At 66.4% G+C, this 23,044-nt stretch carries 38 protein-coding genes; 4 read left to right on the forward strand and 34 right to left on the reverse strand.

Annotated features, from left to right (window positions below):
* Positions 1-2: 2 nt before the first annotated feature.
* From U743_RS09135 to U743_RS09225, 21 genes are all read right to left on the reverse strand, one after another.
* On the reverse strand, positions 3-203 hold the full coding sequence (locus U743_RS09135) for a hypothetical protein (protein ID WP_043767486.1): 201 nt from the start codon (positions 201-203) through the stop codon (positions 3-5).
* Complete coding sequence (locus U743_RS18070) at positions 200-820, reverse strand: phage adaptor protein (protein WP_052367802.1); 621 nt, start codon at positions 818-820, stop codon at positions 200-202. The genes U743_RS09135 and U743_RS18070 overlap by 4 nt, the downstream gene beginning before the upstream one ends.
* A complete protein-coding gene (locus tag U743_RS18075; RefSeq protein WP_052367804.1) occupies positions 817-1,479 on the reverse strand; it encodes a phage adaptor protein in 663 nt (220 codons plus the stop codon). The genes U743_RS18070 and U743_RS18075 overlap by 4 nt, the downstream gene beginning before the upstream one ends.
* A 3-nt stretch (positions 1,480-1,482) precedes the next feature.
* Entirely contained in the window at positions 1,483-1,914 is a 432-nt protein-coding gene (locus U743_RS09150) for a hypothetical protein (protein ID WP_043767488.1), read from the reverse strand.
* A gap of 58 nt (positions 1,915-1,972) precedes the next feature.
* Entirely contained in the window at positions 1,973-2,404 is a 432-nt protein-coding gene (locus U743_RS18080; protein WP_052367806.1) for a hypothetical protein, read from the reverse strand.
* A 12-nt stretch (positions 2,405-2,416) separates the two neighbouring features.
* Positions 2,417-3,637, reverse strand: a complete 1,221-nt coding sequence (locus tag U743_RS09160; RefSeq protein ID WP_052367808.1) for a N4-gp56 family major capsid protein — start codon at positions 3,635-3,637, stop codon at positions 2,417-2,419.
* 12 nt (positions 3,638-3,649) lie between these two features.
* Positions 3,650-4,705 carry a hypothetical protein gene (locus tag U743_RS09165; RefSeq protein ID WP_043767491.1) on the reverse strand — a complete coding sequence of 352 codons (1,056 nt, stop codon included), beginning with the start codon at positions 4,703-4,705 and terminating at the stop codon, positions 3,650-3,652.
* Positions 4,706-4,816: 111 nt separating this feature from the next.
* Positions 4,817-6,895 carry a portal protein gene (locus tag U743_RS09170; RefSeq protein WP_043767493.1) on the reverse strand — a complete coding sequence of 693 codons (2,079 nt, stop codon included), beginning with the start codon at positions 6,893-6,895 and terminating at the stop codon, positions 4,817-4,819.
* On the reverse strand, positions 6,895-8,430 hold the full coding sequence (locus U743_RS18085; protein WP_052367810.1) for a hypothetical protein: 1,536 nt from the start codon (positions 8,428-8,430) through the stop codon (positions 6,895-6,897). Before U743_RS18085 ends, U743_RS09170 begins: the two co-directional genes overlap by 1 nt.
* A gap of 6 nt (positions 8,431-8,436) precedes the next feature.
* Entirely contained in the window at positions 8,437-9,006 is a 570-nt protein-coding gene (locus tag U743_RS19290; RefSeq protein ID WP_043767495.1) for a hypothetical protein, read from the reverse strand.
* Between the two features lie 172 nt (positions 9,007-9,178).
* Positions 9,179-9,910: a LamG-like jellyroll fold domain-containing protein gene (locus tag U743_RS09185; protein ID WP_156966388.1), complete on the reverse strand. Its 732-nt coding sequence runs from the start codon at positions 9,908-9,910 to the stop codon at positions 9,179-9,181.
* 14 nt (positions 9,911-9,924) lie between these two features.
* The gene (locus U743_RS09190; protein ID WP_043767499.1) at positions 9,925-10,836 is read right to left on the reverse strand and encodes a hypothetical protein; all 912 of its coding nucleotides are present in this window, start codon (positions 10,834-10,836) and stop codon (positions 9,925-9,927) included.
* A complete protein-coding gene (locus U743_RS09195) occupies positions 10,833-11,132 on the reverse strand; it encodes a hypothetical protein (RefSeq protein ID WP_043767501.1) in 300 nt (99 codons plus the stop codon). Before U743_RS09195 ends, U743_RS09190 begins: the two co-directional genes overlap by 4 nt.
* The gene (locus U743_RS09200) at positions 11,132-11,527 is read right to left on the reverse strand and encodes a hypothetical protein (protein WP_156966389.1); all 396 of its coding nucleotides are present in this window, start codon (positions 11,525-11,527) and stop codon (positions 11,132-11,134) included. Before U743_RS09200 ends, U743_RS09195 begins: the two co-directional genes overlap by 1 nt.
* Positions 11,524-12,045 carry a hypothetical protein gene (locus tag U743_RS09205; protein ID WP_043767507.1) on the reverse strand — a complete coding sequence of 174 codons (522 nt, stop codon included), beginning with the start codon at positions 12,043-12,045 and terminating at the stop codon, positions 11,524-11,526. The genes U743_RS09200 and U743_RS09205 overlap by 4 nt, the downstream gene beginning before the upstream one ends.
* Positions 12,045-12,284, reverse strand: a complete 240-nt coding sequence (locus tag U743_RS09210; RefSeq protein WP_043767510.1) for a hypothetical protein — start codon at positions 12,282-12,284, stop codon at positions 12,045-12,047. Before U743_RS09210 ends, U743_RS09205 begins: the two co-directional genes overlap by 1 nt.
* The gene (locus U743_RS09215) at positions 12,281-12,850 is read right to left on the reverse strand and encodes a glycoside hydrolase family 108 protein (protein ID WP_043767512.1); all 570 of its coding nucleotides are present in this window, start codon (positions 12,848-12,850) and stop codon (positions 12,281-12,283) included. Before U743_RS09215 ends, U743_RS09210 begins: the two co-directional genes overlap by 4 nt.
* 146 nt (positions 12,851-12,996) lie before the next feature.
* Positions 12,997-13,200: a hypothetical protein gene (locus U743_RS19095; protein ID WP_156966390.1), complete on the reverse strand. Its 204-nt coding sequence runs from the start codon at positions 13,198-13,200 to the stop codon at positions 12,997-12,999.
* Positions 13,193-13,363, reverse strand: a complete 171-nt coding sequence (locus U743_RS19100; RefSeq protein ID WP_156966391.1) for a hypothetical protein — start codon at positions 13,361-13,363, stop codon at positions 13,193-13,195. The genes U743_RS19095 and U743_RS19100 overlap by 8 nt, the downstream gene beginning before the upstream one ends.
* The gene (locus U743_RS09220; protein WP_043767514.1) at positions 13,360-14,457 is read right to left on the reverse strand and encodes a DUF4398 domain-containing protein; all 1,098 of its coding nucleotides are present in this window, start codon (positions 14,455-14,457) and stop codon (positions 13,360-13,362) included. The genes U743_RS19100 and U743_RS09220 overlap by 4 nt, the downstream gene beginning before the upstream one ends.
* The gene (locus tag U743_RS09225) at positions 14,442-14,681 is read right to left on the reverse strand and encodes a hypothetical protein (protein WP_043767518.1); all 240 of its coding nucleotides are present in this window, start codon (positions 14,679-14,681) and stop codon (positions 14,442-14,444) included. Before U743_RS09225 ends, U743_RS09220 begins: the two co-directional genes overlap by 16 nt.
* Before the next feature lie 1,049 nt (positions 14,682-15,730).
* On the opposite strand from U743_RS09225, the gene U743_RS09230 reads away from it, so the two are divergent.
* From U743_RS09230 to U743_RS19765, 4 genes are all read left to right on the forward strand, one after another.
* Positions 15,731-16,072, forward strand: coding sequence for a hypothetical protein (locus U743_RS09230; protein ID WP_043767521.1), 342 nt, complete (start codon positions 15,731-15,733; stop codon positions 16,070-16,072).
* 1 nt (position 16,073) lies between these two features.
* The gene (locus tag U743_RS09235) at positions 16,074-16,370 is read left to right on the forward strand and encodes a hypothetical protein (RefSeq protein ID WP_043767523.1); all 297 of its coding nucleotides are present in this window, start codon (positions 16,074-16,076) and stop codon (positions 16,368-16,370) included.
* 90 nt (positions 16,371-16,460) lie between these two features.
* Positions 16,461-16,736 carry a DUF1456 family protein gene (locus tag U743_RS09240; RefSeq protein ID WP_043767526.1) on the forward strand — a complete coding sequence of 92 codons (276 nt, stop codon included), beginning with the start codon at positions 16,461-16,463 and terminating at the stop codon, positions 16,734-16,736.
* Positions 16,717-16,944, forward strand: coding sequence for a helix-turn-helix domain-containing protein (locus U743_RS19765; RefSeq protein ID WP_198021988.1), 228 nt, complete (start codon positions 16,717-16,719; stop codon positions 16,942-16,944). The genes U743_RS09240 and U743_RS19765 overlap by 20 nt, the downstream gene beginning before the upstream one ends.
* Here U743_RS19765 and U743_RS09245 read toward each other — a convergent pair.
* From U743_RS09245 to U743_RS19770, 13 genes are read right to left on the reverse strand one after another with little or no spacing between them, the layout of a single operon-like run.
* A complete protein-coding gene (locus U743_RS09245) occupies positions 16,941-17,408 on the reverse strand; it encodes a hypothetical protein (protein WP_156966392.1) in 468 nt (155 codons plus the stop codon). The two genes, U743_RS19765 and U743_RS09245, sit on opposite strands and share 4 nt — an antisense overlap.
* Positions 17,387-17,710 (reverse strand): RusA family crossover junction endodeoxyribonuclease, encoded by a 324-nt coding sequence (locus U743_RS18090; protein WP_052367812.1) that lies wholly within the window; start codon positions 17,708-17,710, stop codon positions 17,387-17,389. Before U743_RS18090 ends, U743_RS09245 begins: the two co-directional genes overlap by 22 nt.
* The gene (locus U743_RS09255) at positions 17,697-18,062 is read right to left on the reverse strand and encodes a hypothetical protein (RefSeq protein ID WP_043767531.1); all 366 of its coding nucleotides are present in this window, start codon (positions 18,060-18,062) and stop codon (positions 17,697-17,699) included. The genes U743_RS18090 and U743_RS09255 overlap by 14 nt, the downstream gene beginning before the upstream one ends.
* A complete protein-coding gene (locus tag U743_RS09260) occupies positions 18,062-18,538 on the reverse strand; it encodes a hypothetical protein (RefSeq protein WP_043767533.1) in 477 nt (158 codons plus the stop codon). Before U743_RS09260 ends, U743_RS09255 begins: the two co-directional genes overlap by 1 nt.
* Positions 18,535-18,909 carry a nuclease domain-containing protein gene (locus U743_RS18095; RefSeq protein ID WP_052367813.1) on the reverse strand — a complete coding sequence of 125 codons (375 nt, stop codon included), beginning with the start codon at positions 18,907-18,909 and terminating at the stop codon, positions 18,535-18,537. The genes U743_RS09260 and U743_RS18095 overlap by 4 nt, the downstream gene beginning before the upstream one ends.
* Complete coding sequence (locus U743_RS09275; protein WP_043767535.1) at positions 18,906-19,121, reverse strand: hypothetical protein; 216 nt, start codon at positions 19,119-19,121, stop codon at positions 18,906-18,908. The genes U743_RS18095 and U743_RS09275 overlap by 4 nt, the downstream gene beginning before the upstream one ends.
* Positions 19,112-19,372, reverse strand: a complete 261-nt coding sequence (locus U743_RS09280; RefSeq protein ID WP_043767537.1) for a hypothetical protein — start codon at positions 19,370-19,372, stop codon at positions 19,112-19,114. Before U743_RS09280 ends, U743_RS09275 begins: the two co-directional genes overlap by 10 nt.
* Positions 19,369-19,818, reverse strand: a complete 450-nt coding sequence (locus U743_RS09285; protein ID WP_043767539.1) for a hypothetical protein — start codon at positions 19,816-19,818, stop codon at positions 19,369-19,371. The genes U743_RS09280 and U743_RS09285 overlap by 4 nt, the downstream gene beginning before the upstream one ends.
* Positions 19,811-20,098, reverse strand: coding sequence for a type 2 periplasmic-binding domain-containing protein (locus tag U743_RS09290; RefSeq protein WP_043767541.1), 288 nt, complete (start codon positions 20,096-20,098; stop codon positions 19,811-19,813). The genes U743_RS09285 and U743_RS09290 overlap by 8 nt, the downstream gene beginning before the upstream one ends.
* A complete protein-coding gene (locus U743_RS09295; protein ID WP_043767543.1) occupies positions 20,095-21,018 on the reverse strand; it encodes a DNA cytosine methyltransferase in 924 nt (307 codons plus the stop codon). Before U743_RS09295 ends, U743_RS09290 begins: the two co-directional genes overlap by 4 nt.
* Positions 21,015-21,575, reverse strand: a complete 561-nt coding sequence (locus U743_RS09300; RefSeq protein ID WP_043767546.1) for a DUF6475 domain-containing protein — start codon at positions 21,573-21,575, stop codon at positions 21,015-21,017. Before U743_RS09300 ends, U743_RS09295 begins: the two co-directional genes overlap by 4 nt.
* On the reverse strand, positions 21,565-22,560 hold the full coding sequence (locus U743_RS18100) for a hypothetical protein (RefSeq protein WP_052367814.1): 996 nt from the start codon (positions 22,558-22,560) through the stop codon (positions 21,565-21,567). The genes U743_RS09300 and U743_RS18100 overlap by 11 nt, the downstream gene beginning before the upstream one ends.
* Complete coding sequence (locus tag U743_RS19770) at positions 22,557-23,042, reverse strand: HNH endonuclease (RefSeq protein WP_084191455.1); 486 nt, start codon at positions 23,040-23,042, stop codon at positions 22,557-22,559. The genes U743_RS18100 and U743_RS19770 overlap by 4 nt, the downstream gene beginning before the upstream one ends.
* Positions 23,043-23,044: the final 2 nt, after the last annotated feature.

Here is a 23,044-nt window from a genome sequence, read left to right on the forward strand (position 1 = left end):
GGCTACCCGTGGTCGGGGTATTCGGGCGATGTCAGGGTCGGCGTGACCTTGTTCAGCAGCGTGTCGCGCTTCTTGTCCTGCCAGGCGTCCAGCGAGCCGGTGAGAAGGCGCGCGTTGGTCGCCTTCTGCGCGTAGCCCTTGGTCAGCCGCCACGCGCCCAGCCGCGGCACTTCGCCGCGAAAGGTGTCGATGTTGAGCTTCACGGGTGCGACAGGACGCGGAAGCCGTGCTGGCGGTGCGACATATCCGCCTTCGTCTTGGCCCGGTGGGTCTCCGAATCGAAGCGCTGCTGGTGGTACTGGCCGCGCTGCGGATCGGTCCACGCCTTGTCCGGCTGGATCAGGAGCCAGGCGAGCGCACCATCGGCCAGGGCGTCATCCCACGTTCGGGCCAGCGCCTCGGGTACCTGCGTGGCATCCGTCGCCGGCTGCAGGTAGACCGTCACCTTGAAGTCGGTGGCGTTGTCCTCGTAGGGCGCCGGGTCGACAATGAGCGTGCCGGGCGGTTCGTAGTAGTAGAAGCGCGGCGCGTCGCGCTGCCCTTCCTCGAAGCCGACCAGCTCCTCGCGCGACATCGGAGATAGGTGCCGGTCCTTGTAGGTCACCGCATGCACGCCGAAGACTTCCTGCCCCGTCTCGGTGGACGCGAGCGTGTAGTTCGGCTGCGACTCGGTCAGCGCCACCGTCAGCGTCTCGCGCAGGAAGCGCGAGCGGTAGCAGAAGCGCTGCGCCGCAACGCGCAGGGCGTTCACCATGTGCGCATCCGGGCAGCGGGTGGCGAATGGCCGCACCAGCGGCAGCATGTCCTTGAACGTCGTCATACCGCCCCCGTCTGCGACTCAGTGCGCTCGGTCGGCATGGGCGCATAGGCGCCCTGCCCCTGCGTCTTGACGCCCAACAGGCGCTCGAAGATGGCGATGTTCCGGTCGAACTTGCCGGTGTCACCGCGCTTCGTGTTCTTCGCATAGGCGTGCGCCAGAACGAAGTGATAGAGCACGGATTCGTAGGTGTCCGGAAGCGGTAGATCCTCCGAATCCGCGGTCACCCGCGTCGGCTGCGCGGAATAGACCAGCTGCACCGCGCCGGTGGCGCGCGGGTAGACGTAGAAGGCCTTGGTGTCCCGCTTGTCGTAGACCCAGTGTTCGACGTCGTCGCCGGTGGCGACATGCCAGGCCGGGTCCATCGCCGTCAGATCCTCGGCGTCGATCAGCGTCACCGCGCGGCCCGTCTGGTCGCCCGACTCGCCGTTGCGCACGACGTTGAGCGGGATGATCCCGTCAGCCGGGATCGTCTGGCGCGACGTAGTGTCGTCGAGGGTGTGCATTACGCTGGTGGCCGTGGCGTCCGGCTTGTGGTTCGCCACGGCCATTGCGCCCGCGTTCAGATCGTCGCGCAGCTCGTCGTGATCCCAGCGACCCTCGCCATCGTCGAGCAGCTTCTTGCTGACCCGATCCAGAACGTCGCCGACGGTGAGCGCCATCGCTTACGCCGCCTGATTGCTCAGATAGTGGACGGCATCGGCGATCTCGCTGGCCGACACGCTGAATCCGCAGGCGCTGACTACGGCGTTGACCTTGGGCTTGCCCTGCGTGGTGTAGTCCTCGCTGCCGAGGCGCTGGATAGCCTCGATGATCGCGCTCATGCGCTCGTCGTTTTCATACTCACCTGCCGAGTCGTCGGCGGCCGTGGCGTCCTGCTCACCGTCATCGGTGGCGGGCGGCGCTTCCGGTGCCTGTTTGCCCGACGGCTTCTTGTCGCTCCAGACGTCGGGGTGCTTGAGATACTTGGGCGCGTCCGGGGCCCAGACGTCGTGGTAGGTGCCGTAGCCCTCCCAGACGCGGCCGGAGTCGCGCATGAGGTTGTCCTTCTTGGCGGCCTTGCGGCCGACGTAGTAAATCCGAACCGTATCGGTCATGGGGTGCTCCTGTTCGTGAAAGGTGGGGCGCCCCGCATGGAGGCGCCCCGATTGCCGCTTAGTGGCCGATGAACTCGTAGAACAGCACGACCGTGGCCTTGAGGCCGGCGGAGATTGCTGCCCCGCCGACCGTCGCCACCAGGTCGAACTCGCTCGGCACGACCACCGGCGGATTCCCGGCATTCGCCCGGAACATGCCGGCCGTGGCTACGTCCTCTGCCGCGAGGAAGTGATCGACATCGTCGGTCGCCCCCGAATCGACAGTCTTGTAGCCGAGGTCGAGCGTTGCGCTCGCGGCGTTGGTGTCGGTGAACAGGATCGCGTCGATGATCCGCACATCGCCCTGCAGTCGGGCGAAGCGCAGAACGTCCGCGATGGAGGCCTGGGCGTCCAGCGTGATCTCGCGAACGAGAACGGACTGGTTGCCGTAGGTGCCGCCATGCGGGATCGACCCGGGATTCTGGAAGTCCAGCGCGTCAATGTTGGCCATTGGTAGCCTCCTTTAGACCGACGGCGCCGCGTGGTCCACGACCCAGACGCCGTGGTCCGTCTTCTCACCGTCGAGATCGAAGGTGAGCTTGCGGTAGCCGTTCATGAGTGACGTGGAGACTTCCAGGCGGTTGCCGTGATCGGTCTCCTCCTCGTGCCAGTCGATGTAGTAGCGCGACCGGCTGTGCTGACCGTAGGCGCAACCCAGCGCCTGGGCCCCCAGCACGATGGCGCGGTCCACGTCGGTGCCCGGCTGGGCGGTGCTGATCGAGCCACCGCTGTACTCGCGCAGATCCTTGCCCGAAGGGATACGGATCACGCGCCGGGACTTCTTGATGAGGATGTTTCGCCACATCAGGTCGCCCGAACCGAACAGCGGGTGCTTGGCGATCGAGCCGCGCGACACCGCGTTGCTGACGAGGGTGTTCCAGTCCTGCGCCGAGCTCGACGCGCGAAGCTGGTTGTACCCACGGGGGCTGACGTACATGCAGTACATCGGCTCCTCGTCGTCCGCAGCCGCGTCACCCTCGATACGAATGCCCTGCAGCGGGTAATCCGACTCGTCGATGAGCGTGCGCAGATCCTCGATCGTCTCCAGCGTCAGCGTGTCGCTGCTGTCGATGTCCGAGGTCGTGCCCAGGCCGGTGCCGGGGATGAAGCGCCGGTTCTCGGTGGGCGGCTGAACCGTGTTGACCACGACGTCATTGAAGTCGGGATCGTTCTCGAAAGGCACGTTCCAGTCGCGACCGCCCTGATAGCCACGCGCGCCGGCGAGATGCACCTGGCACAGGTTGTCCATCAGGGTGTTGTTCCACCCCTCGAGGTTCGCCATCGACAGCATGCGGAGCTCGTGGACCGTGCGCTGCTGCGTCATGCGACCGCCGGGATCCACACCGCCACGCGTCTGGTCGATGGTGATCTCCTGCGAGGCGAACTTGAGGTTCATCATCCGGCCGGCGAGACGGCGATCACCCATGATGGGCTTGCCGTTCACGACGTCGATGATGTCGACGCTCACCTTGTCACCGGCGCCCTTCGAGAGATCACGAATCTCGACGATGGGGTAACCGCTGGAGGTTTCCTGACGCAGGCTGCGCGCCGCGTCGCCCTGCTTCGGGACCGGGCCGGTCATCTTGCCGCGGAAGGTCTTGCGCCGCGACAGCTTGGTGAACAGCCCGACCGAAAACTTCTTGACCGCGCGGGGATCACCCGCCGGGATATTGGTGCTCGGCATGACGTTTACTCCTTATCCATGCCGGCGAAGCCACTCGTCGATGTCCTCATTCGAGTACCGATCGACCTTCGCCGCGAGCGCTTGCGGGGACATATCGTCCTCGCCTTCCTGCTGGCTCTGGCTTGGCGTGGCTCCGCCAGGGATGTCGCTGATCCCGGCGGGCACATCGTCCTGCTTGGACGACACGGCAGCACCCTGATCGGTCTTGGCCTGCTGGCCGTCGTCGCTCTTGGTGTCGCCGCTGCCCGCCGGGGCTGGGTCATGCAGGTCCAGCTCGGCCTTGGTCAGCTCGACCGCCTTCTTGAACCGCTCCTCCAGGGGCTTGTCCGCCCATCGAGGGGATTCGCGAAGGCGCTGGTCGTGCGCCACGGCCGCAGCCCATGCGTCGCCGTTCTCGGCCTGCCACGCGGACAGGTCGGGGTTGGCGTCGATGTGCGTCTGGATCTCCGACTGCGTCTTCTGACGCTCACTGGCCTCGCGTTGCTGGGTCTGCTTGCGCATCTCCTGCATCGCCTGGTGCGCCTCGTTGGCGCGCGCATTGGCGGCCTTGATGGCGTTGACCAGCTCGGCCGGGTAGTCGTCCTCGTTGAGGCCTTCCAGCGGGTCGCCCTGCTGCTGAACCTGATCGCCCTGGGCTTCCGCGTGCTCGGTCAGTTTCTGGCGCATCTGCTCCAGTTCCTGATCCTTGCGCTTGGCTTCCTGGGCCTGTTCACGCAGCTGGCTGTTCTCGCGCTCGGCTTCTGTCGCCCGGCGCCGCGTCTGTTCCAGCACGTGGTACGGGATGACGTTCTTGCCGTCGCGCGTGAGCACGCCGTCGGGTTGCTGCTGGTCGGTGCCTTCACCGTCGCCGGCCTTGGCCTGGTCGCTCTGCGACTGGCCGCCGTCTTCGGTGTCCTTCGACTTGTCCGCTTCGGCGCTAGGCGCCGCGGCCTGCGAAGCCGCTCCGGTATCGCTGTGCGAATCGTCGTCTCGGGATAGAGCTGCGGAGAAATCCCCGCCCTCGTCGAGTTCCTTGCCGAGCTCGTCTTCCAATGCTCGAAGATCCTCTTGGTCGCTGTTGTCCTGCATGCTTGCTCCTGTCTCGTGGGAGTCACGTGGTGGGATGCCGTGATGTCCGCCACGGCGCGGAAACGAAAAAGCCGCCTCGGTGGGCGGCTTCGGTGATTCGGTTTGGCTGGCCTACTGCCAGCGGTAGAGCAGTTCTTCCTCCTCCTCGGGAGGCGGCTGCTGTAGCTCGCGCAGCTTCTGCGCGGTCTCGGCGCGGGTCTGCTCGGTCTCGGCCTGCGTGTGCTCGGCCTCCAGCGGCAGCTGCTGCGTCTCGGCCGTGGTCTGCTGCGCTTCGGCGGCCTCCTTCTCGGCGCGCGCGGCGCTGTAGCGGGCGTCGCCCTGCTCCTTGGCGATACGGGCGCGCTCCAGCTCGGTCGCCATCTGCTCCTTCTCCTGCGCCTTCTGCGCCTTCTGTTCAGCCTGGGCGCGCTCCTCGTCCGTCATCTCCTCGGCGCTCTTGCCCACGCCGGTCAGCTGGCGGATGCGGTCGGCGATCTTCTCGCGCTGCGGCAGGTCGCTGGCCTCGATGACCATGTCGAGCAGCGGCGCCTGCAGATCCGGCGGCAGCCGCTTCACCATCTCGGCCATCTGCTGGTACTGCTGGGCGCGGAAGGTCGCGCTCTGCGGCACTTCGTCGACAGCCACGGTGACGTTCGCGCGCGTGACGTCGTTGTTCAGCACGCGCTGGCCTTCCTTCTCCTCGGGCTCGTTGAGCTTCACCACCCGGCGGCCGTTCGGGCTGTCGACCGTCACCTGCTTCTGCCGGCCCTTCAAGTCCTCGACGATCAGGCTCATCAGCAGCTTGCCGACGCGGTTCTTGGCCTGCCGGTAGTTGCCGTTGATCTTGGCCAGCGTGGTCGTGCCCTGCTCCACTAGGCTCTGAATCGCCTTGCCCGAATCCGCGCCGCTCTCGCCCTTGCCGAGCATCGACTGATAGATGCCGCCGGCGTCCTGCAGCGTCTGCTTCGAGTCCTGATAGACCTGGAACTGCTCGCTGTTCAGGCTCTGGTTGTCATCGACCCGGAAACCCTGCGCGTTGCGGCGCTCGGGGTTGGTGACGATGTAGGCGTCACGGCGCGCGGCCTCCATGCGCGTGCGCTCGTGGTCGTCCACGGCGTCGCGGTCGGCGATGACCCGGCTGGCCGACAGGCCCCACAGCATCTTGCTGCGCCGCGCATTGACCTCGTCCTGCAGCGGGCGCATCCGTCGGATGATCCCGTAGGGAACGCGCGTGCGGCCTTCCCGGTAGCCCCAGAACGGGATGTAGGGGAAGTCGTTGTGGTTGAAGGGCGTCGGCCGGTCGTCGATGCACAGGCCGCCGATCCAGAACGCGCGACGCGCCTTGGCGACCACGCCGCGCTTGACGGCCGTGATGCCGCGCTGAACCGCGGCGATGTGCAGCGGGTTGTCCTTCTGGAACTCGATCACGCGCTGGTCGGACGTCGTGATGACGTCGACGTGATGCCAATCGCGATACCAGACCTCCTCCAGCTGCAGGCGGTTGCGGTCCAGGTCGATCCAGTCCAGCTCGGTCGTGGTGTAGTCCCGATAGTGCTCGCCGCCGCGGCTGTACAGGTCGGCCTCGAACAGCCGTCGGCCGTCGACCTCCTCGCCCGTGTAGTAGGGGCCCAGCTCGCGGATCTGCTTGGCCTTGTGCGGAAAGACCTTCTCCAGGTGGTCGCGGTCGTAGAAGCGCCGGCGCAGCAGGTAGCGCGCGTCCGACAGGTCCGGCTCCTCCGAGCGCGGATCCCACCAGAACTCGCGCCAGTCGCGGCGCTTGATCCGGTACTGGTAGCGGAAGGGATCGGGGCTGCGGCTGACCTCGACCCAGCCGATACCGGCGCGCACCTGGTCGGCATAGGCCTCGCCGCACTCCTCGTCGGCGTCGGTCATGCGCTCGGCTTCCTTCACCTCCTTGCTAAGCGCCAGCGCCACGTCGTCCCAGTCCTCGCCGGCCGGGCGGCACACCCAGTCCGTGCGGCCGCGCACCTCCATGCCGAGGATCAGGTCGATGGTCGGCGCCACCAGGTTGACGACGACAGGCGGGATGCCCCGCTCCTCCATCGTCTGCAGCGCCTCGCTGTTCAGCTGGTTGCCGTCGTAGTAGTCCTCGTTGACCTGCGCGTCCAGGCGCCATGCCGGCTGCTGGATCGCCTCCCAGCGATACTTCGTCAGCTGCTCGAAGCCGAGCTTGTCCTTGCTGCCGGCCATCAGACCCAGCCTCCGGCGCTGCGACGCGGGTTGGGCGCGCCGACATCACCGCCGGCCGCCGCGCCCGCGAACGTCAGAACGAACGAATCCGCGCGGTCGGGGCTGCGGCCGTTGTCCTTCTTGTACTCGGTCTTGTCTTGCATAAGCAGCAGTCCGTCTTTGTGCCGATAGCGCATGGCGCATAACTGAGCGGCCAGCTCCCCGTCCCGGGGTAGGCTGACCGGCGGCTCGTTCAGGTAGTCATTCGCCCGGCGCCACATGAGGGCGCGCAGGTTCCAGTTCCGGTTGTCCTTCAAGCGCTGGCCGGTGTGCACGCCGCGCGTGACGTTGGCCCACCGACCGAGGCGCAGCTGGTCGAAGGCGCTGACGCCCGGCCCGTCCAGCTCGATGACGATCTCGGCGATGTGCTCGCCGCCACTCTCTAGATCCGCGCACAGGCCCTCGACCACGCTGGCCAGACCCGGCCCGCTCAGCCCCTTGCGCGGCACCTGTTCTTTGGTCAGGCGCCCCTTGCGCGGGGTGATGACCGCCTCGTCGTCTCCGAAGTGCGCCGCATCCACGCCGAGGATCCAGCCGCCGACGGCGTCGACGTGCGCCGGCCCGTTGCGCTGGGCGTCGCTGACCGCCTCACCGTCGATGTAGGCGTCGGCGATCGACGCTGTGTAGTTGATGTCGATCTCGCGCGCGACGATCGCCGCGTCCAGATTCTCCTTCTGCTTGGCGTACCAGGCGTCGTCCTTCCTCGGGTCGTCGCTCCAGTGGAAGGTGAAGACCGGCACCCTGCCGCTGTGCCGCTTGCGGGCGAAGGCATCGCCGGCCGTGTTCGGGGTACTGACGTCGATGTTGCAGTTGGACGTCTGCGACAGCGCCGCCTCGATGCTCTCCTGATTCTGGATAAACGCCTTCTCGTCGACGATGTACATCGCCGCACGGTTGCCGCGGCCGATGTTGTCGCCGGCCTCGCCCACGATGGCCGCGTCGTTCTCCGGGTTGATGAGCCGCATGTACGGCGCGTGCTTGCGCCGGTCGAAGCCGACCGGCCGGAACTCGGGCGGCAGCAGCTCGATGAACTGGCGCAGCTTCCAGAAGATCGACTTCGGGTCGCCGATCTTGTCGACGTACTCCTCCTTGCGGCTGCCGAATCCGAAGACCGTGGCCGGATGGAACAGCCACATCCACGCCGCGAAGCCGGCGCAGAGCCACGTCACGCCCATGTCGCGCGACTTCTCGACCAGGCCGTTCTCCCGGCCACGCCAGCGGTCGTAGAGCCAGTCGATGAACTCCCGCTGCTTTGCAAACAGCAGGAAGGGCACCACCACGGGCAGCCCGACCTCCGCATTGCGCGGGTCCGAGGTCATCCCCCAGTCGTGGATGAAGTCGGCCGGGTGCTCGGCGTAGTAGGCCTTGATCGCCGGCAGCGCCTCCGGGTCGTCCTGAATGCTCTTGAGGCGCGCCACGCGCTCGGCGTAGACGGCGCCATAGTCCGGATTGCGCCAGTCGAAGCCCTCAGTCTCGACCGGCGCGGCAGCTTTCATCGCCTCCTACTTGTTGCCGCGTATGTGCTTCATGTAGGCCTCGCTGGGATCAATCTGCGTGTTGATCTCCAGCGGCTTACCCTCCGGCGTCGAGTGCTCGACCTGCGACCGCTGCGAGAACCGATCCGGCGCCATCCGCTCGGCGCGCCACAGCTTGTTCTTGCTGCGCGCGATGCGCAGCGTGACCTGGTGCGGCAGCAGCTTCGCGCCGTCATCCGGCGGGTCCAGATCGTCGTGCGACATCTGCACCAGCGCCTCGGCGCCCATGCGCTCCGCCTCGTTGGTTTCCTGCGGGAAATCGCGGCGCAGCCGGTAGTACATCGTGTTGTAGATGATCCCTTCCTTGTAGCAGGCGCCCATGATGGTGTCGCCCTCGCACACGCGGTCGAGTACCTTCTGGCACTGCTCGTCGGTCAGGCAGCTGCTGCCAGGCGGCCGGCCGCGCTTGCCGGTCTGGCGGTAGGCGGCGGGCTTGTCCTTCGTAACCGCCTTCGCAATCTTCCGCTTCGGCGCAGCCTTCTTGGCAGCCGCCTTCTTGGCCGCGGTTTTCTTCGCGGCTGGTTTGGGTTGTGCCATAGAGGCCTCTATCTAGTTCACTGACGCGAGCCGCGGCTGATCACTGCGACGGGCGCGCCGGATGATTCGCTGGCGCGGGACCGGTTCCTGCAGGTGGTCGTTCGGTGGAATGCGTAGATGGCAGCTGGGGAGCGGCCGGTGACGGCGCAGGTCAGGTCGTATTGCGATTAGATCAGGCGCCAATACCGAGGTTGTAGTGTTGCTGAGCGACAGCGGTAGTGGGGGCGTAATCATAGAGCGCAACTTCGTCGATAGGCCCGTCGTGAGGGCGAAGATCGTCATTTAACTGCTGATTGCTACAGCCCACGAAAATGCGCGTCTCCGCAGTCGCCAGCGATAGCGCTGAGCCACCTGTTCGCGTTCCCGTTCTCTCAACGCCGTTCAGAATCATGTACGGGTCGTCGGTATCCACAGCGCCCGACGGGACGACGAAAACGCAGTGCGCAGGCGCATCGTCTGCAATCGGGCCGTACCACAGATTTCCGCCGTTGTGCCGCCATCGGATGCCAAGTTCCCCGCCCTCGTACTCGAATACCAGATCTAGCGCTTCGCCGTCGTTCTCTGGGCTGCCAGTACCAAAAACCCGCTGATCATCACTGACAGTTTGCGCCTCGGCCCAGAACTCAATTGCGCGGGCCGCGGCGCCTGATGGGAACCAGGACCCTTGGGCAATATCGACAAAGCCGGCAGAAAAACGGACAGCGGAATTGCCGCCTACGACAAGGGGCGAAACACCCTGCGTGTAGGTGCCGCTATACGTGCCATGACGCCCGTTACCGCTTGCGTCGTTTGCCGTCGCCCCCGAAGTCTCGTCGAGCCGCCAGTACAGGACTGGCGACGCAGCTAGGACCGCGTCGCTATACGTTGCTGGGGGCGCCCCACTTGCTGCCGCGCCCATCATCATCCGCCGCCCCCGCATCAGAACCCGCTCCCCGCCATCATGGCGTCGACGGTCGTGCCCCCGTCGTCTGTCCGCAGGATGATCCGGTCGCGGCCGGAGCTGCTGAACGTCGGCGCGCCGGCGTCGCCCCAGTTCCAGCTGCCGGGCAGCGTCACGGTGTGCGCGCCCCAGTTCACGGCGACGATCTCCATGTCCGCGGGCACGCCGCTGGTTGGCCAGTTGCTGTGCGCCACCGTCAAGTCACCGCTGGCCTGCAGCCGCTGCACCTTGGCCGCCGAGTAGTCGAACGTCACCGTCCCGGTGCCGACCGGGCCCTTGTCGACGTAGTTGGTGAGCTGCTCCACCTGCGCCTTGTCGGCGTCGGTGTAGGCGTTGGTGTCGGCTTCCCCTTCGTAGGCCGCCTTGATCTCGGCGCCCGTCTGGTCAGCCGTAGCGCCGGACTCGATGCCGTTGAGCTTGGACTTGTCCGTCGAGGACATGAAGCCCGCCTCGCCGGTCGTCGCGTTCGTGTGCTGGCTGCCGCGGCCCTGGTTGCCATGCGGGTGAACGTGGTCGCCGCGCGAGGCCTCGGCAGCGGTGCCGGCGCTGGCCGTGCCGAGTGCCGCGGGGGCGTCGTCCTCGAGCGACGTCGCGCCCGGCGCATCCTGCCAGCCGCGGTTGCCGCTGCCGTCCGTGGCGTAGAACTTGTTGTTGCCCGGCGACGGCGTGTCACCCACCAGCTGCAGGTCATCGTCAGCCGAATCGACCTCGATGCTGTTCTTGACCTCGGCGAAGATCGCGCTGCCGACGCTGGCCTCGGTCGCGAAGCGGTTGACGTTGCCGTTCTCGTCCTTGGTCGCCGGGACGCCGCTGTCGTTGATGAAGAACCAGACCTTACCGGCAGCCGCATTCGCGATCGCGGCGGCGGCGGTCTTCACCAGGCGGATCATGCGCCCACCTCGATCAGCCGGCCGTCCAGCTTGAGCGCGCCGTCGATGATCAGCTCGTCAACGATCAGCAGGTTCTCGCCCTCGTCGACCACCACCTCCTCGCCATCGGGGATCAGGTAGAGCGAGCCCGTGCCGCCCCCGCCGACGCCCTCGGGGATCATCGTGGGGTCAACCTTGCCGTCGGCGTTCAGCGCCGGGATCTTCCCCGCATCGGCTGCGCCGGCGCTTTCGTCGATCGCCTCCTGCTCGGTGATGTTGTAGGTGCTGGTGTCGCGGCGCAGGTACTTGTCGGCCATTAGGCGCCCACCCGCCAGATCACGAATACGGCCTGGGCGATGATCGCCAGCACCATGCCGACCACCAGCTTGTTCGTCGTGCCCGTCCGATTGCTGACCGTTTCAACGCTTGCAGCAGCCCGCTCGACCATTGTCTCGACCTTGGACTGCCGGTCGCGAAGTTTTCCGATCTCAGTCCAGAGCTTGTGGTTCTCCTGCCGAAACTCCTCGCGCACCGAACCCTGCTGCTCCTGCATCTGCGCGATACGCGCGAGCTGGTGGGTGATGGTCCCCAGCTGGTCGCGTACATAGGGGTAGAAGTCGTCCCGATCCCGCTCGAGCTGCGTCAGCCGATGCTTCATCAGCTTCGTTTCACCACCGTCATGGTGGTCTTGCTCTGGGTTAGATGCACTCATTCCACCGTCTCGCTGTTGCGTTTCACCCATGTCTGCAGCGCCCGCATCCGGTTCAGTTCCCGGTTGCAGGTTTCGAGGTCTTCGGCGATGGCTTCTCCGAACGCTCCATCTCGATCGTCTGGAGCTTCGCCGGCGGCTCCATCAGCCACTCCGGCGGCGCCGGGCACGTCCGGATCACCTTGGTCTCCGGTGTCGTCGCGCACGCAGAGAGCACGAGCGCGATCCACAGCACGACCCACAGCGTCAGCGTCAGCTTCGCGGTCCTGTTCATACTCGGCCCTCGCCAGTTCGCTTGCGGCCAGGGCCCGGGCTTCCGCCTCGACCACGGCCTCGTCCAGTTCCACCTGCAGCGCGCGCGTCTCGGCCCGCGCCTGCAGTTCTTCGGCCTCGGCGGCCTTGAGCTTGATCGTCTGCACGGCCAGCGCGCCGGCCAGCATCGCGATGACGATGGCGGCAGTGGTTCCCGTCACGATCAGCCCCTTGTTGCGTGCGGCCCAGCGGCCGATCAGCGCCCACATCAGCGCATCCCGCCCTTGGCGAATGACTCGATGGCGCAGTTGCTCATGTAGGCGATCATCGGAGCGCAGCCGACCCACATCGCGGACTGCGCCAGCGGCCGCATATCAGGCGCGCCGTCCGCACCGAGCGCAATGGCCAGCGTGGTCAGCGCGTAGGCCGCGCCGGCAAAGGCCAGGCCCGTCCAGGCCATCCAGCGGCGGTGTCGCCACCAGCGCTCGGGGTCGGGATGTTCGCTCATGCCAGCACCTGGCTCGCGATGCGGTGGCGCAGCCAGCCGTACATGAAACGCTCATCCTTCCGGCGCCGCTCCACCAGATCCACGTAGTAGGCGCCCTGCAGGCAGTTGAGCAGCACGAACAGGGCTTTCTCGCCCTCCGCGCCGCGGTGCTCCAAGTAGTCGGCGAGCGCGCCGGCAGTGGCCGGACCCATCCGGCCGTCCTCCTTCAAGTCCTCGTAGTGCTGGCCGCCGTCGTTCAGCGCATTCAGCGCCCGCTGCAGCAGCCGTACCGCGCGGCGCATGCCGATGTTGACGCCCGTGTCCATGACCTCGGCCGTCACCTGCTCGCTGTACTCGGCGATCAGCTCGAGCCGCGGGCCGGCGTAGTAGCGCGCCAGATAGATGCTGCGCGCCTCGTCCTCGCCCAGGCGCCGGACGTCGTCGGCCGTGCACTCCACAGTCCGCGAATCCTGCAGCGTCTCCAGGGTGATGCCGTACTTCGTCGGGCCGCCGCTGTCGGCCGGGTCGTTGGTGTACTCGTCGCCCTCTGCCCGCAGGATTCCGTCGATGACGTCCTGCACGTTCACGGCAGCATCCCCAGCGAGCGCGCGATGCCCAGCATGAAAAGCAGGCCGGCAGACACCACGGCGATACTCGCAAGCCCCAGCAGGAACAGGGCGAATCCGAAGTCGATCATGGGGTGCCTCCTGCGGCTGGTCGCGCGTTTCACGAGTTATCGAGCGGCCACGGGCCGGCGGATTGCCGCAGTGGCGGCCGGTGTCATGCCGCGCACTGCCTTGAGTCGCCGAGCAGCGCGCCGTGTTTCGTTTGAACCGATGCCGGAGGCGACGATCGTTTCCACCCAGCGTCGATACGCGAGATGACGCAGACGCAGCTCGACCCGCGCCCGTGGCGTTGTCGCGTCGTTCTCAGGCATTCGGCGTCTCCGCTGCGTGCTGTGCGTCCTGGCGGCGCCGTTCGCGCCGCTCCTGAATCTCTGCCTCGACCGCCTGCCGGCGCGCGTCGTCCTGATCCGTTACCGGGCGGCTGGTCGCCCCGCCGTTGGCGGTGGGCTGCCAGCAGCGGGCGGGCCAGATCACGCGGCAGACTTCCAGGACACCCAGTCCTTGGCGCCCGGCTTGCTCACCTCCCCCAGCTGCACCGGCATCGAGATCGTGATCCCGTGCTCGGGGTGCGTCAGCCACAGAGCTTGCTGCGGCGGCTCGTAGGGGAAGTTGTTGGCGAAGGCGTACTCGTCGTAGCCCTTGAGGCTGCCGTTGACGATGAAACGCCGCAGCTGCATGAGCGTGTGGAAGTGCCCCATCAGCAGCGTGTCGTACCCGGTCCCGGTCTGGTTGTCGCGCGACCGCTTTTTGTGGTCGCCGCGCGTGATGGGGCCGATGGGGCCGATCATCCCGTCGCCGCCGCGGAACTGATCGCCGTGCGTCAGCTTGTACTTGTGCCCGTACAGCGTGTATAGCGCGTCCGACCCCTCCGGGATGTAGAACTGAACGCGCTTGTCGCCGCTGAACCAGCGGTCGAGCAGCGAATACAGGATCCAGTCGAAGTTCGTGGCGTTGCGTTGCTTCGCGCGCGGCTTGCGCGTCATTCGGCCGTGATTGCCCGTGACGCAGGGGATGAACACCTGTCCGAACTCGTCGGCCAGCGTCTGAATGCACCACACCTGCACGCCCAGCAGGTCGATCAGCGTCGGCCCGATGGGCATCTCGTTCGTGACCGACAGCTCCTCGTGGATGTCGCCCGTCACCATGTCGCCGCCCAGGGCGTAGACGATGCCCGGGTAGTCCGGGGTGACGACGTGCTCGCGCAGAAGAATCGTCGCCCGCTCGATCATCCGCTGCGAGCGGGTGTGCGCGACGTCGACGTCAAAGGCGTTGCTGCCGTCGATCTCGTCCTCGTTTACCACCTCGCCCCAGTGCCAGTCCGACGCGAACAGCGTCGGCACGCCCGGCGCCTTCGCGCCCTTGCCTCGCTTGGTCAGCCACTTCGGCGGCTTCGGGCTCTGCTCCGACAGGTTGAGCAATTCGCGGCGAACCGCGCGCGCCGTAATGTCCTCCCGCTTGGCCTGCGCCAGCTCCCTGCGCAGCGTGCGAACCTGCTCCGCGAGCTCGTCGGCATGCTCCTGCTCGGTGTCAGCCAGGAAGCTCTCGCGTTCGTCTACTTTTTCCGCCACCAGGGCCTCACTCCGGCGTCACGGAACATCCGCTCGTAGAGCGGGCGCGATCCGTCGATGTCGTACTTCTCGCGCATCCATTTCTGCCAGGCAGCGAACGTGAGGGCCCTGCCCTCCTCTGCGCGCTTGGCAAAGAACTTGGCGTCCTCGATGGCCTCCGGCGGCAGGCTTTCGCCCCGCGGCTGCTGTGCGTGCTCATCGAGAAACGCATCCCGGTCGCTCATAGCTGACCTCCGGATACGAAATAGAGACGCCCGCGCGTGGAGGGCGTCGTGGCTACGGTTGCTCACCGCAGCGCGATTGGGGCCGGTCTCTCCCGGCAGTCACACCGTTTTACAGTCTGACGACGGCTCGGTGTCGCCCTCTCTGGTTCGCGCTTGTGCCGGGTATGCGCAACCCCGCCATGTCCTCTCTTCCGGAGTAGTCACACCACTCTGGCGCCGATATTCGGCGCTTGCCTCTGTCGTAGGTGTCACGGATCGCGGCCGGGCACTCCCGACCCAAACGATAGGCTGGCCCCGCAGAGCGAGGCCGGATACTGGTTCGGCGGTTGGCCGATCAGCGAATTGCAGCAACCCCGGTTAACCGACGCGACCGCCCTAGTGATAGCGGCGCGCCCGGGCGCAGACTTCACGGCTGCAAACTGTTGAGGCCGGATCAGGACTGAGGGTACTTGTTCTCTGCCGCGTTTCGGATGGCGTCTTTGGCACGCTGCCGCTCCACGCGATGCGTCCTTTGCTTGATCCACTTGGCATAGCCGGTGCCGCTCATTGGCCGTCGTGACCAATAGTCGTAGCCGGGCCCCTTCTGTCCTCTGATCGTTCTCGACATAACGACCTCGAATAAAGCCCCGGTGATGCCGGGGCGCCCGCGACGCAGTTGTCATGCGGGTATAAAAAAGCCGCCTCGGGGGCGGCTACATGCGGCGGTGGCAACCTCGGGAGAAGGGAGCAGCTTTCGCTGCGCGCAACGCCGCACGTTAGGGAATATGGTGCCTTGACTTAGGGGCGGCGTCCAGTTTTCAAGTCGCCTGTTTTCAATGGGTTACGTTTGCCAATCTGCCAGCTGGCAACTACTTCTGCCAGCTGGCAAGAATCTTCGTCACATCGCCGCATCGCCGAGCGCATTTCCGGTAAGTGACTGCATACGAAGGAAATATTCTCGCTCTTCGTCTCTTGACCCTAACCTCGTTAGGGCGTATAGTAGGAACCGTGGATAGGGAAACGGCCTACCACCCCATTCCCCGGGACCGGGGAGCAACTGGAGAAACAACATGGCAAACGTTCAAGCAGCAGTTCAGCAGATCCGCGACATCGCCGACCAGATCGATCGCATCGTGCCTCACGAGAGGGATTCGAGCAGTCGGTTTGTCGAGAGCGAAATCCGCGAGACCGCCGAGTACACCCGCTACGTCGCCGACTGCATCGCCACGTGGGATGGTCGCCATATTGACGAGGTAGGCCGGCAGGGCACTGGGGTCCTCGACTACAACGCGATGAAATTCGATATCGCGCAGTTCAAATTCGGATTCCCGGTTACCGATATCGCCGACGCTCTGATCAGTGAAATGGAGGCGGAGGCCGATGCTGCCGATGCCAGCAACGGAGACCGCTGAAATGCGCACCACGATCCAACCCTACATCGAGGAGCCGGTCGAGTTGACGGCGGGCGAACTCCAGGCCGAGGAGGGGCGGCCGCTGACGGTGCATGTTCACGGCTGGGATGCCACGGCATTCGGTGGCAAGGGCGGGCTGTTTGTGGAGCTGCGCTACGCCGGCGCCTATTCCGGCCCCTACAAACGCATGGTGCCGTCTCGCGCCGAGGCTGACGAGCTGGCGTCTGAGTGGCGGGCATCGCTCGGTAACGGTGACCAGTGCGAATGCGCGACGTGCCGGAAAACCAATCCCCACTGAGGTGGGGAAACGGGCGATAGCTCACCTCTGCAGCGAACCGTTCCACGGATCATCCCCGCCTCGGCGGGGAACACGGAGAAACATAGCGCAATGAAAACGACCCCGCAATACCAGCGCCAGCCGGTGGGCAATCACGACCCGAACAGGGTCAACGGGCTATGGAAAAAAATCCGTGCGCTCTGTGATATCGACGACCGAGACGTCGCGGACGCGCTCAACGCGCGCGGCGTTTCGATCAGCCGCTCACGCGTCGCAGCGTGGTCACGGCGCGAGGATAGCGACAAATTCTCGCCGCTTAATGTCGCCGAGCTGGAGGCAGCGCTCGACGCGCTGATCGAGGCCGACCGTGCTGACCGACCTAAGTAACTGGCCACCCTCCCCCGCCCCGACCGATATACGCTCGGCGCGCGAGGCCGCGGGGCTCACCCAGGCTCAGGCCGGCGCGCTGATCTATCGCTCTCCAGAGGTGTGGGCGAGCTGGGAGCGCGGGCGGCGGCCGCTGGATCCGGCGCTGTGGGAACTGTGGCAGATGCGGGCGGAAGATCCGGGGTGGATTGCGCGGGTGTCGATTTAGGAGGCCAGCCGCGCCGCCGCATCCCCCACCAGATCCATCAGCAGGATCTGCTTCGCCCCCCGGCACGTCTCCATCGCCTTGTGCGCGCTGATCCCGCCGCAGCGCTTGCCGACCTCCGGCCAGTCGGGTATGTCCCAGCGGCGCATGCCGTGGACCAGGCGCTGCACGCCGCGGTAGCGCACCGTCACCACCAGCTGGCGCTCGCGGTCCATACCCCGGACGTGGACATCCACCCGCCGGCTCCACTCGTGCTCCGGGTCGCGCTCGACGGCCAGAAGCTCCTCGAGAACCGGGTCGCTGTGCATGCCCTTACCGCGCGGGCCGCCGACCAGCTGGGCGTCCTCGGCCGCGCGCACCGCCGTCGCGCCGACGCCGATCTGCTCGAAACACGTCCGCGCCCACCAGCCCCAGTCCATCAACCAGCGCTCGGCGTCTGCCATCGTCATCCGGTTCGGATATCGCATGCCGTGACCTCCACTTCGAGCTTTCCACCGGGGGTAACCTCGCGGCGCAGGATCCGCAGGTCGATGATCTGGCTGTCGTCTTCCCAGACGCGGGCGCGGGTCAGTGCGTCGATGACCTGCTTGCTGTCCAAGCCGTAGGCGCGCCGGTCGGGCGGGCTCCAGGTGATGACCACGCGCATGGGGCCCGAACCCAGCGACGGCGCTTCCTGTTCCCGGCAGGCCCGCAGCGCGTCGTTTCGGTAGGCGACGGCCTCGGCGCGCTGCGGGTGCGGCAGCGTGAGCGTCGCCTTACGCTCCGGCATGCGCCCTCACCCATCGCGTCAGGTTGATGCCCGTGGAAGCCAGGTCCGCCAGCTGCGCGGGCGTCGCGCGCGCCTTGGCCAGCCAGACACTCATGTGCCGGCGCTCGCCGCCCAGGCTCAGCATCGCCGGCTCGCGCGTGACCTCCCCAGCGTCGTGAAAGATCCGCTCGTAGATCGACCGCAGCGGGAACCGATCGCCGCGCAGGTCTCCCTTCTCACGGAACCAGCGCAGGTAGTCCGGGCAGGCCAGCGCCCAGCGGCTGCACTGTTCGCGCATCGGGCAGCCGTCGTCGCAGGGGCAGCCGCTGGCGTCCTCGGCCAGCGCCTCCTCCAGTGTTCGGGTGCGGGGCATCAGGCGGCCTCTCGGAGTCTTGCAGCGTCGATGTAGGTAACCCCCACCGCCAGCGCCGACCATTCGTGCGACCGGATGCCGTACAGCGGACCCGGCGTCGCCTTCTTGCCGATCGCCCGGTCTTTCCCGGGGCCGTATCGGTCGATCAGCGCCTGCCGGACATTCGGGTCTTTCGCCCGTGCTGATCCGCACAGATTCAGCTTTACTGTGCGCCGATACACCAGCTCATGATCTCCCGGGTAGGCCTCGATGAAGCGCCCGATCCAGATGCACGTCTGGAACACGTCGGCGCCAACAGCCATGCCATAGCTGGCGATCCCCTCGACGGCCAGCATCGGGCAGTCGGGGAAGTGGGCGCCGTACAGCAGTGCGATCAGGTCTTCGTTGTCGCTGATCTCATGGTGCAGGATGCGATCGTCGTCGAGGTGCACGATTGCGCTCTGCTGGGGTCCGGGGTCGATGGCTAGTACGTTCATACGACGCGCTCTCCGCGGGGAACAATCTTGCTGATCGGTTGTTGCTGCCTCGGCGCCCGCTGGCGCGTGCCGGCGACGACCAGGGCGCCATCCATGAACAGGATCAGCAGCGACTCGTCGTTCGCGCGTCGGAACGCTTCCAGCTTCTCCTCGCGCGGCGCCGGCACGTTGTCCAGCCAGTGATGGCAGCCGCTGCAGGCGATGCACCCGAAGATGTCGTGCGCCTTGAGCGACTTGCCCTTGCCGTGGATCTGGAAGTTGCTGTGCGCCCAGACCGACGTCGCCGGGTCGCCGTTGCAGTAGCCCGGCCGGCGGATCGTGCAGTCCCGACCGCGCGCCAGCTTGGTGAGTGCGGGGTTGCGGTAGTTCACGTCGGATCCCATGCGTCTGACCAGACGTCTCGGTTATGCACCCGGCGCAGGTCGCCGGCATCGCTACGGATCCGGCTCACACCCTCCGGCCGCTCGCGCATGATCCGCAGCGCCCGCTCGATCTTGACCACCGTGCGCTGGTCGCCCGGTGCCACCAGCGCCTCGTCCAGCGCGTTCTCGATCGCGTGCTGCTCCACGCCGGTCAGCCGCATGCCTGCCTCCTTCGTGATTGGCGGCGCGGGATGCGGCGCCGCGCCGGGTCTGCTTGGGCGGCCAGGCGGTGCCATTCCTCGTTCGCCCCGGCCGCTTGCTCGGCGTAATCGACAGCGTCTCGGACCCCGGCGAAGAACCGGCGCAGGCTGCGGTGCAGCAAGGCGGCCTCAGCGGCGCGCAGCACCATCCGAACGGCCTCGCGCGCCTCATCACCGGTCAGAGCGTTGGCGATGCTATCGGCGCGGGTCACTGCAGCGCCTCCTCGTCCTGCGGCCACTCCAGCCCGACGCCCTGCCGGCGATATCGGTCGTATACCTCCTGCAGGTACTGGCTCAGCTGCGGCTTCGTCATCAGCGACGTCACCGGGAACCAGCGCATCAGATCCAGCTTCTCCTCGTGGCTGAACCGGCCCTTCACCAACCGGTCGTAGCGCTGGCGGAAGTCCTCGTCGTCCGTCCGCAGGATCGGCACGCCCAGCTCGAGTTTGCACTGGCAGCGCACCTCCTCGGCCGTGCAGTCGCCCAGCTCGCGTGCAATCTGCGCGTACCAGACGTGCGTCAGGGCATTCTGGTCGAGGGAGCGCTTCTTGCCCTCTTTCCACTGCACCTTGAGATAGCGGTGCTGCTTCCAGGCCTCGCGCATCGTGCCGAGGAGCTTCTGCAGGCTGGGCTCGCTGTTGACGATCGTTTCAGGCATCGGCCGCCTCCGTTTCGCTGCGTAGCCGCTGGCGCAGCCGCGCCAGGTACTTGTCGGTGCGCGCGTCGCCCCACTTCTCACGGAGCGTCGCAATGCGCCGCTGGCGCGCCTCCTCGTCCATGTTGACGAACAGCTCCCGGGCGGAGCCCAGCAACTTCCCGTCGGCCAGCTCCGCCTCTCGCCGGGAAATCTCTGCCGGAGTCAGAAGCTCGCCGTTGTAGCCGATGCGGTCATTGGCCTCGGCGACGCCGGCCCAGGTGCGGGTGATGTCGGCGGTCATGCGGCGCTCCGGATCTCGGTCAGGAGGTCCGTGACGACCGGCGGGCAGACGGCGTTGCCGAGCATCTGCGTGGCGTCGCGGTGCTTGGCCGGCAGGCGGTAGGTGGACGGGAAGCCCATGGCGTCCCGGTACTCGCCGGCGGTGAGCATTCGCGTGCGGTCGCCGTCAACGACGCCCCATCGGTCAACGGTGGTAATAGTCCCGATCGGGCGACTAAGCGCTCGCCCAGTGCGACCTGACCCGCTGGAGTAGTACGGCATCACGAAGCGCTCGCCGAAGCGCTGGCGCCCGCTCTGGATGCGCGCCTTCGTTGCGTCGGCACGACCTGGCTTGTCGATCGGCGACCAGTTGCCAGCGTCGAACCGGATGAAGGACGCCGCCGGCACGCGCTCCCGCGGCGCCATGCTCAGCATCAGCGGGCTGCGCGTCCGGGTGCAGACGATGTAGACCCGGCGCCGGTGCTGCGGCACGCCGTGGTCAGCCGCGTCGATGATGTGCGGCGCAACCTGATAGCCCAGCGCCTCGAGCGCCTGCCTCCAGACCGGGTACAGCTGCCAGCGGCAAAACTCCGGCACGTTCTCGACCACGATCACGCGCGGCTGGTGGAACTCGGCGCAGCTGACGACGGCCCATGCGGTGCTGCGCGTGGCGTCGTGATGCGGGCGATCTGTCCCACGCGCCCGGCTGTGCCCCTGGCAAGCCGGCGAGGCCAGCAGGATGTCGTGCGCCGGCACGCGCGACCAGTCGGCCTGGTGCAGGTCCTGGCAGCTGTGCTCGGTGTCCGGGTGGTTGTCGGCGTGCACCTGCACGGCGGCCTGCCAGTGGTTCGCGGCCCACAGCACGCGGACGCCGGCCTGTGTGGCGCCAGCGGTGAAGCCGCCCGCGCCGGCAAATAGATCCACTGCGGTGGCCCAGCTCACGCCGCCCCACCCAGCTTCGGCAGAGACTCGCCTGCCGATCGCGCCTCACCAATCTGTCGGACGTTCTGGCTGCTGTGAATGCCGAGCTTCGACCGCGGCGTGCCCGGCGCCTCCATGCACTTGTAGGCGTCGATGAACTGCTTGCGCGCCCACGTCAGCTGGCGCGTCTCCATCATGCAGAATGACTGCCAGCCGCCCTGATCTTCGATAGCGGCCAGTGCACGCGGGTCTTCGATCGGGCAGTCCTGATACGGGCCGGTGTTGCGCAGCGCCTCCAGCGCCTTGCCCCATGCGGATACCGCCTGCGCCTCCAGGTCGGCCTCCTGGTCCCTCGCCGATCCTTCAAGCCTGCGGATCACGTCGGCCGGCTTCGGCATCCACTGCCCGGATTCCGGATCTCGGACATGGGCCCGGAGCGCGTGGTCGACGTCGTCGAGCGAGTGATCGCCGAGCGTCGCCCACCACAGCCGCAGGGACGCGGCGGTCACCTCGCGGCCGTAGATTTCCGCCATGCCCGTGACCAGCTCCGCAAACTTCGCCTTGTCCTCAGTGCGCATTGCCGCCCTCCTCTTCGAGCCATTGCTGTGCGGCCGTCGCCGTCCTGCGGGCAGCGGCGGACATGCCGGTCATATCCGGGGCGTCAGCCAGCCGGAGGAACTGATCGACGTGCTTGGCGTCCCGGCAGATCAGCTCGATGTCGTCGTACCGGGTGGCTCGGTCGTTCTCGCCCATGTGGTGCGGTGATCGGGTGCAGCCGTCCACCGCGGCGATCAGGTCCGATGCGGTGTAGCCGTCTTTCAGCCGGTCCCGAATCCGGGACATGCGCTTGTCGTCGAGCTTGGCCTGCGGGTGCTGCATGACCCGCTGCCAGTGCTGGAAGACGCGGTGGATGTCGTCGGCGTAGCGGTTCGCCGGTGGCTTGTCCGTCCGTCCTTGCGAAACTGGGGGGATCTTCGGGTGATTGCTCGCCGTCGAGCCGCTCGGCTCGACAGGGTCGGTAGACCCAAAGTCCTGTTCCTGTTCCTGCTCCTGTTCCTGTTCCTGTTCCTGATTCGCCATAGCCTTACCGGAAGGCTTCGGCGAAGGCTTCACGTCAGGCTTTTCGCAAGACTCAGTGAAAGCCTTTAAGTAGCTGTCACCAAAGGATTTCAGAGCCTCGCATAGCGCCTCATAGGCGCGCGCTTTTAGGGGGCATTCAGGGAGAATGGCCCACTCGGCAGCCCAACTCTTGACGACGTTCGGAGACTCCGGCTTGTTCGACTCGATAGCCTTCGGCAGCCACACCAGTCGGGCCCCAAAGTCGGCTTCCGCCATGCCTTGATCGAAGACTTCCTGAAAGGCTTTGTCGAAGGCTTCCTGATCCCAACCCAACTCCTCAGCAATCGCCGCGCGGCCAGCGCGGAACAAGCCGGGGATGGGGCCAGTGTGCGGCCCGGTTAATAGGTGCAGCCATAGCCCCTGTCCGCAAGGAGGTATTGGGGATAGCGCGCGGAACTTGCGATCGCTCCAGGTGCGAACCTCAACCTTCCGGTAGCGGCTCATGATTGGCGCCCCATTGCAGCCAGGACGTCCCTCTTGTCTTGCTTCTGCTTCCGCCTGTTGCAGGTTTCGCACAACACCTGCAGGTTGTCTGGAGTGCTGCGCCCCCCGGCCTTCAAGGTCAGCACATGGTCGAGGACTAGCACCAGCTGCTGGGCATCGCCCGGGTGACCACACCACAACGCGGAACGACCGTCGTAGTCCGTTGGGACATCAATAGCGGCGGCAAGGCATTTTCTGCACCGGTAGTTATCTCGGTGCATCACATAAGCGCGCAACGCCGCATGAAGGGGGTACTTAAACTTCAAGCGACGCGGGCTTCTTACCTCCGGCCATTGACGGCCTTTGTGGTCCGTCCAGAAACCTGCGATCTCCTGTGTGCCCAACCGCACAGACGGCACTACAGCAGGCTTGCGAACATCACCACCATGGACAGCTATGTGCCGACGCCTGAGAGGCAACAAGACTTGGCCATCCGAGCGCATGG

This window comes from Algiphilus aromaticivorans DG1253, assembly GCF_000733765.1.
Classification (GTDB): Bacteria; Pseudomonadota; Gammaproteobacteria; order Nevskiales; family Nevskiaceae; genus Algiphilus; species Algiphilus aromaticivorans.

What these genes read in the sequence shown, in the direction of transcription:
- U743_RS18070 (WP_052367802.1), bottom strand. Translation starts at nt 820, where the DNA reads ATGACGACGTTCAAGGACATGCTGCCGCTGGTGCGGCCATTCGCCACC.
- U743_RS18075 (WP_052367804.1), bottom strand. Translation starts at nt 1,479, where the DNA reads ATGGCGCTCACCGTCGGCGACGTTCTGGATCGGGTCAGCAAGAAGCTG.
- U743_RS09150 (WP_043767488.1), bottom strand. Translation starts at nt 1,914, where the DNA reads ATGACCGATACGGTTCGGATTTACTACGTCGGCCGCAAGGCCGCCAAG.
- U743_RS18080 (WP_052367806.1), bottom strand. Translation starts at nt 2,404, where the DNA reads ATGGCCAACATTGACGCGCTGGACTTCCAGAATCCCGGGTCGATCCCG.
- U743_RS09160 (WP_052367808.1), bottom strand. Translation starts at nt 3,637, where the DNA reads ATGCCGAGCACCAATATCCCGGCGGGTGATCCCCGCGCGGTCAAGAAG.
- U743_RS09165 (WP_043767491.1), bottom strand. Translation starts at nt 4,705, where the DNA reads ATGCAGGACAACAGCGACCAAGAGGATCTTCGAGCATTGGAAGACGAG.
- U743_RS09170 (WP_043767493.1), bottom strand. Translation starts at nt 6,895, where the DNA reads ATGGCCGGCAGCAAGGACAAGCTCGGCTTCGAGCAGCTGACGAAGTAT.
- U743_RS18085 (WP_052367810.1), bottom strand. Translation starts at nt 8,430, where the DNA reads ATGAAAGCTGCCGCGCCGGTCGAGACTGAGGGCTTCGACTGGCGCAAT.
- U743_RS19290 (WP_043767495.1), bottom strand. Translation starts at nt 9,006, where the DNA reads ATGGCACAACCCAAACCAGCCGCGAAGAAAACCGCGGCCAAGAAGGCG.
- U743_RS09185 (WP_156966388.1), bottom strand. Translation starts at nt 9,910, where the DNA reads ATGATGATGGGCGCGGCAGCAAGTGGGGCGCCCCCAGCAACGTATAGC.
- U743_RS09190 (WP_043767499.1), bottom strand. Translation starts at nt 10,836, where the DNA reads ATGATCCGCCTGGTGAAGACCGCCGCCGCCGCGATCGCGAATGCGGCT.
- U743_RS09195 (WP_043767501.1), bottom strand. Translation starts at nt 11,132, where the DNA reads ATGGCCGACAAGTACCTGCGCCGCGACACCAGCACCTACAACATCACC.
- U743_RS09200 (WP_156966389.1), bottom strand. Translation starts at nt 11,527, where the DNA reads ATGAGTGCATCTAACCCAGAGCAAGACCACCATGACGGTGGTGAAACG.
- U743_RS09205 (WP_043767507.1), bottom strand. Translation starts at nt 12,045, where the DNA reads ATGTGGGCGCTGATCGGCCGCTGGGCCGCACGCAACAAGGGGCTGATC.
- U743_RS09210 (WP_043767510.1), bottom strand. Translation starts at nt 12,284, where the DNA reads ATGAGCGAACATCCCGACCCCGAGCGCTGGTGGCGACACCGCCGCTGG.
- U743_RS19095 (WP_156966390.1), bottom strand. Translation starts at nt 13,200, where the DNA reads ATGCCTGAGAACGACGCGACAACGCCACGGGCGCGGGTCGAGCTGCGT.
- U743_RS09225 (WP_043767518.1), bottom strand. Translation starts at nt 14,681, where the DNA reads ATGAGCGACCGGGATGCGTTTCTCGATGAGCACGCACAGCAGCCGCGG.
- U743_RS09230 (WP_043767521.1), top strand. Translation starts at nt 15,731, where the DNA reads ATGGCAAACGTTCAAGCAGCAGTTCAGCAGATCCGCGACATCGCCGAC.
- U743_RS09235 (WP_043767523.1), top strand. Translation starts at nt 16,074, where the DNA reads ATGCGCACCACGATCCAACCCTACATCGAGGAGCCGGTCGAGTTGACG.
- U743_RS09240 (WP_043767526.1), top strand. Translation starts at nt 16,461, where the DNA reads ATGAAAACGACCCCGCAATACCAGCGCCAGCCGGTGGGCAATCACGAC.
- U743_RS09245 (WP_156966392.1), bottom strand. Translation starts at nt 17,408, where the DNA reads ATGCGATATCCGAACCGGATGACGATGGCAGACGCCGAGCGCTGGTTG.
- U743_RS18090 (WP_052367812.1), bottom strand. Translation starts at nt 17,710, where the DNA reads ATGCCGGAGCGTAAGGCGACGCTCACGCTGCCGCACCCGCAGCGCGCC.
- U743_RS09255 (WP_043767531.1), bottom strand. Translation starts at nt 18,062, where the DNA reads ATGCCCCGCACCCGAACACTGGAGGAGGCGCTGGCCGAGGACGCCAGC.
- U743_RS09260 (WP_043767533.1), bottom strand. Translation starts at nt 18,538, where the DNA reads ATGAACGTACTAGCCATCGACCCCGGACCCCAGCAGAGCGCAATCGTG.
- U743_RS09275 (WP_043767535.1), bottom strand. Translation starts at nt 19,121, where the DNA reads ATGCGGCTGACCGGCGTGGAGCAGCACGCGATCGAGAACGCGCTGGAC.
- U743_RS09285 (WP_043767539.1), bottom strand. Translation starts at nt 19,818, where the DNA reads ATGCCTGAAACGATCGTCAACAGCGAGCCCAGCCTGCAGAAGCTCCTC.
- U743_RS09290 (WP_043767541.1), bottom strand. Translation starts at nt 20,098, where the DNA reads ATGACCGCCGACATCACCCGCACCTGGGCCGGCGTCGCCGAGGCCAAT.
- U743_RS09300 (WP_043767546.1), bottom strand. Translation starts at nt 21,575, where the DNA reads ATGCGCACTGAGGACAAGGCGAAGTTTGCGGAGCTGGTCACGGGCATG.
- U743_RS18100 (WP_052367814.1), bottom strand. Translation starts at nt 22,560, where the DNA reads ATGAGCCGCTACCGGAAGGTTGAGGTTCGCACCTGGAGCGATCGCAAG.
- U743_RS19770 (WP_084191455.1), bottom strand. Translation starts at nt 23,042, where the DNA reads ATGCGCTCGGATGGCCAAGTCTTGTTGCCTCTCAGGCGTCGGCACATA.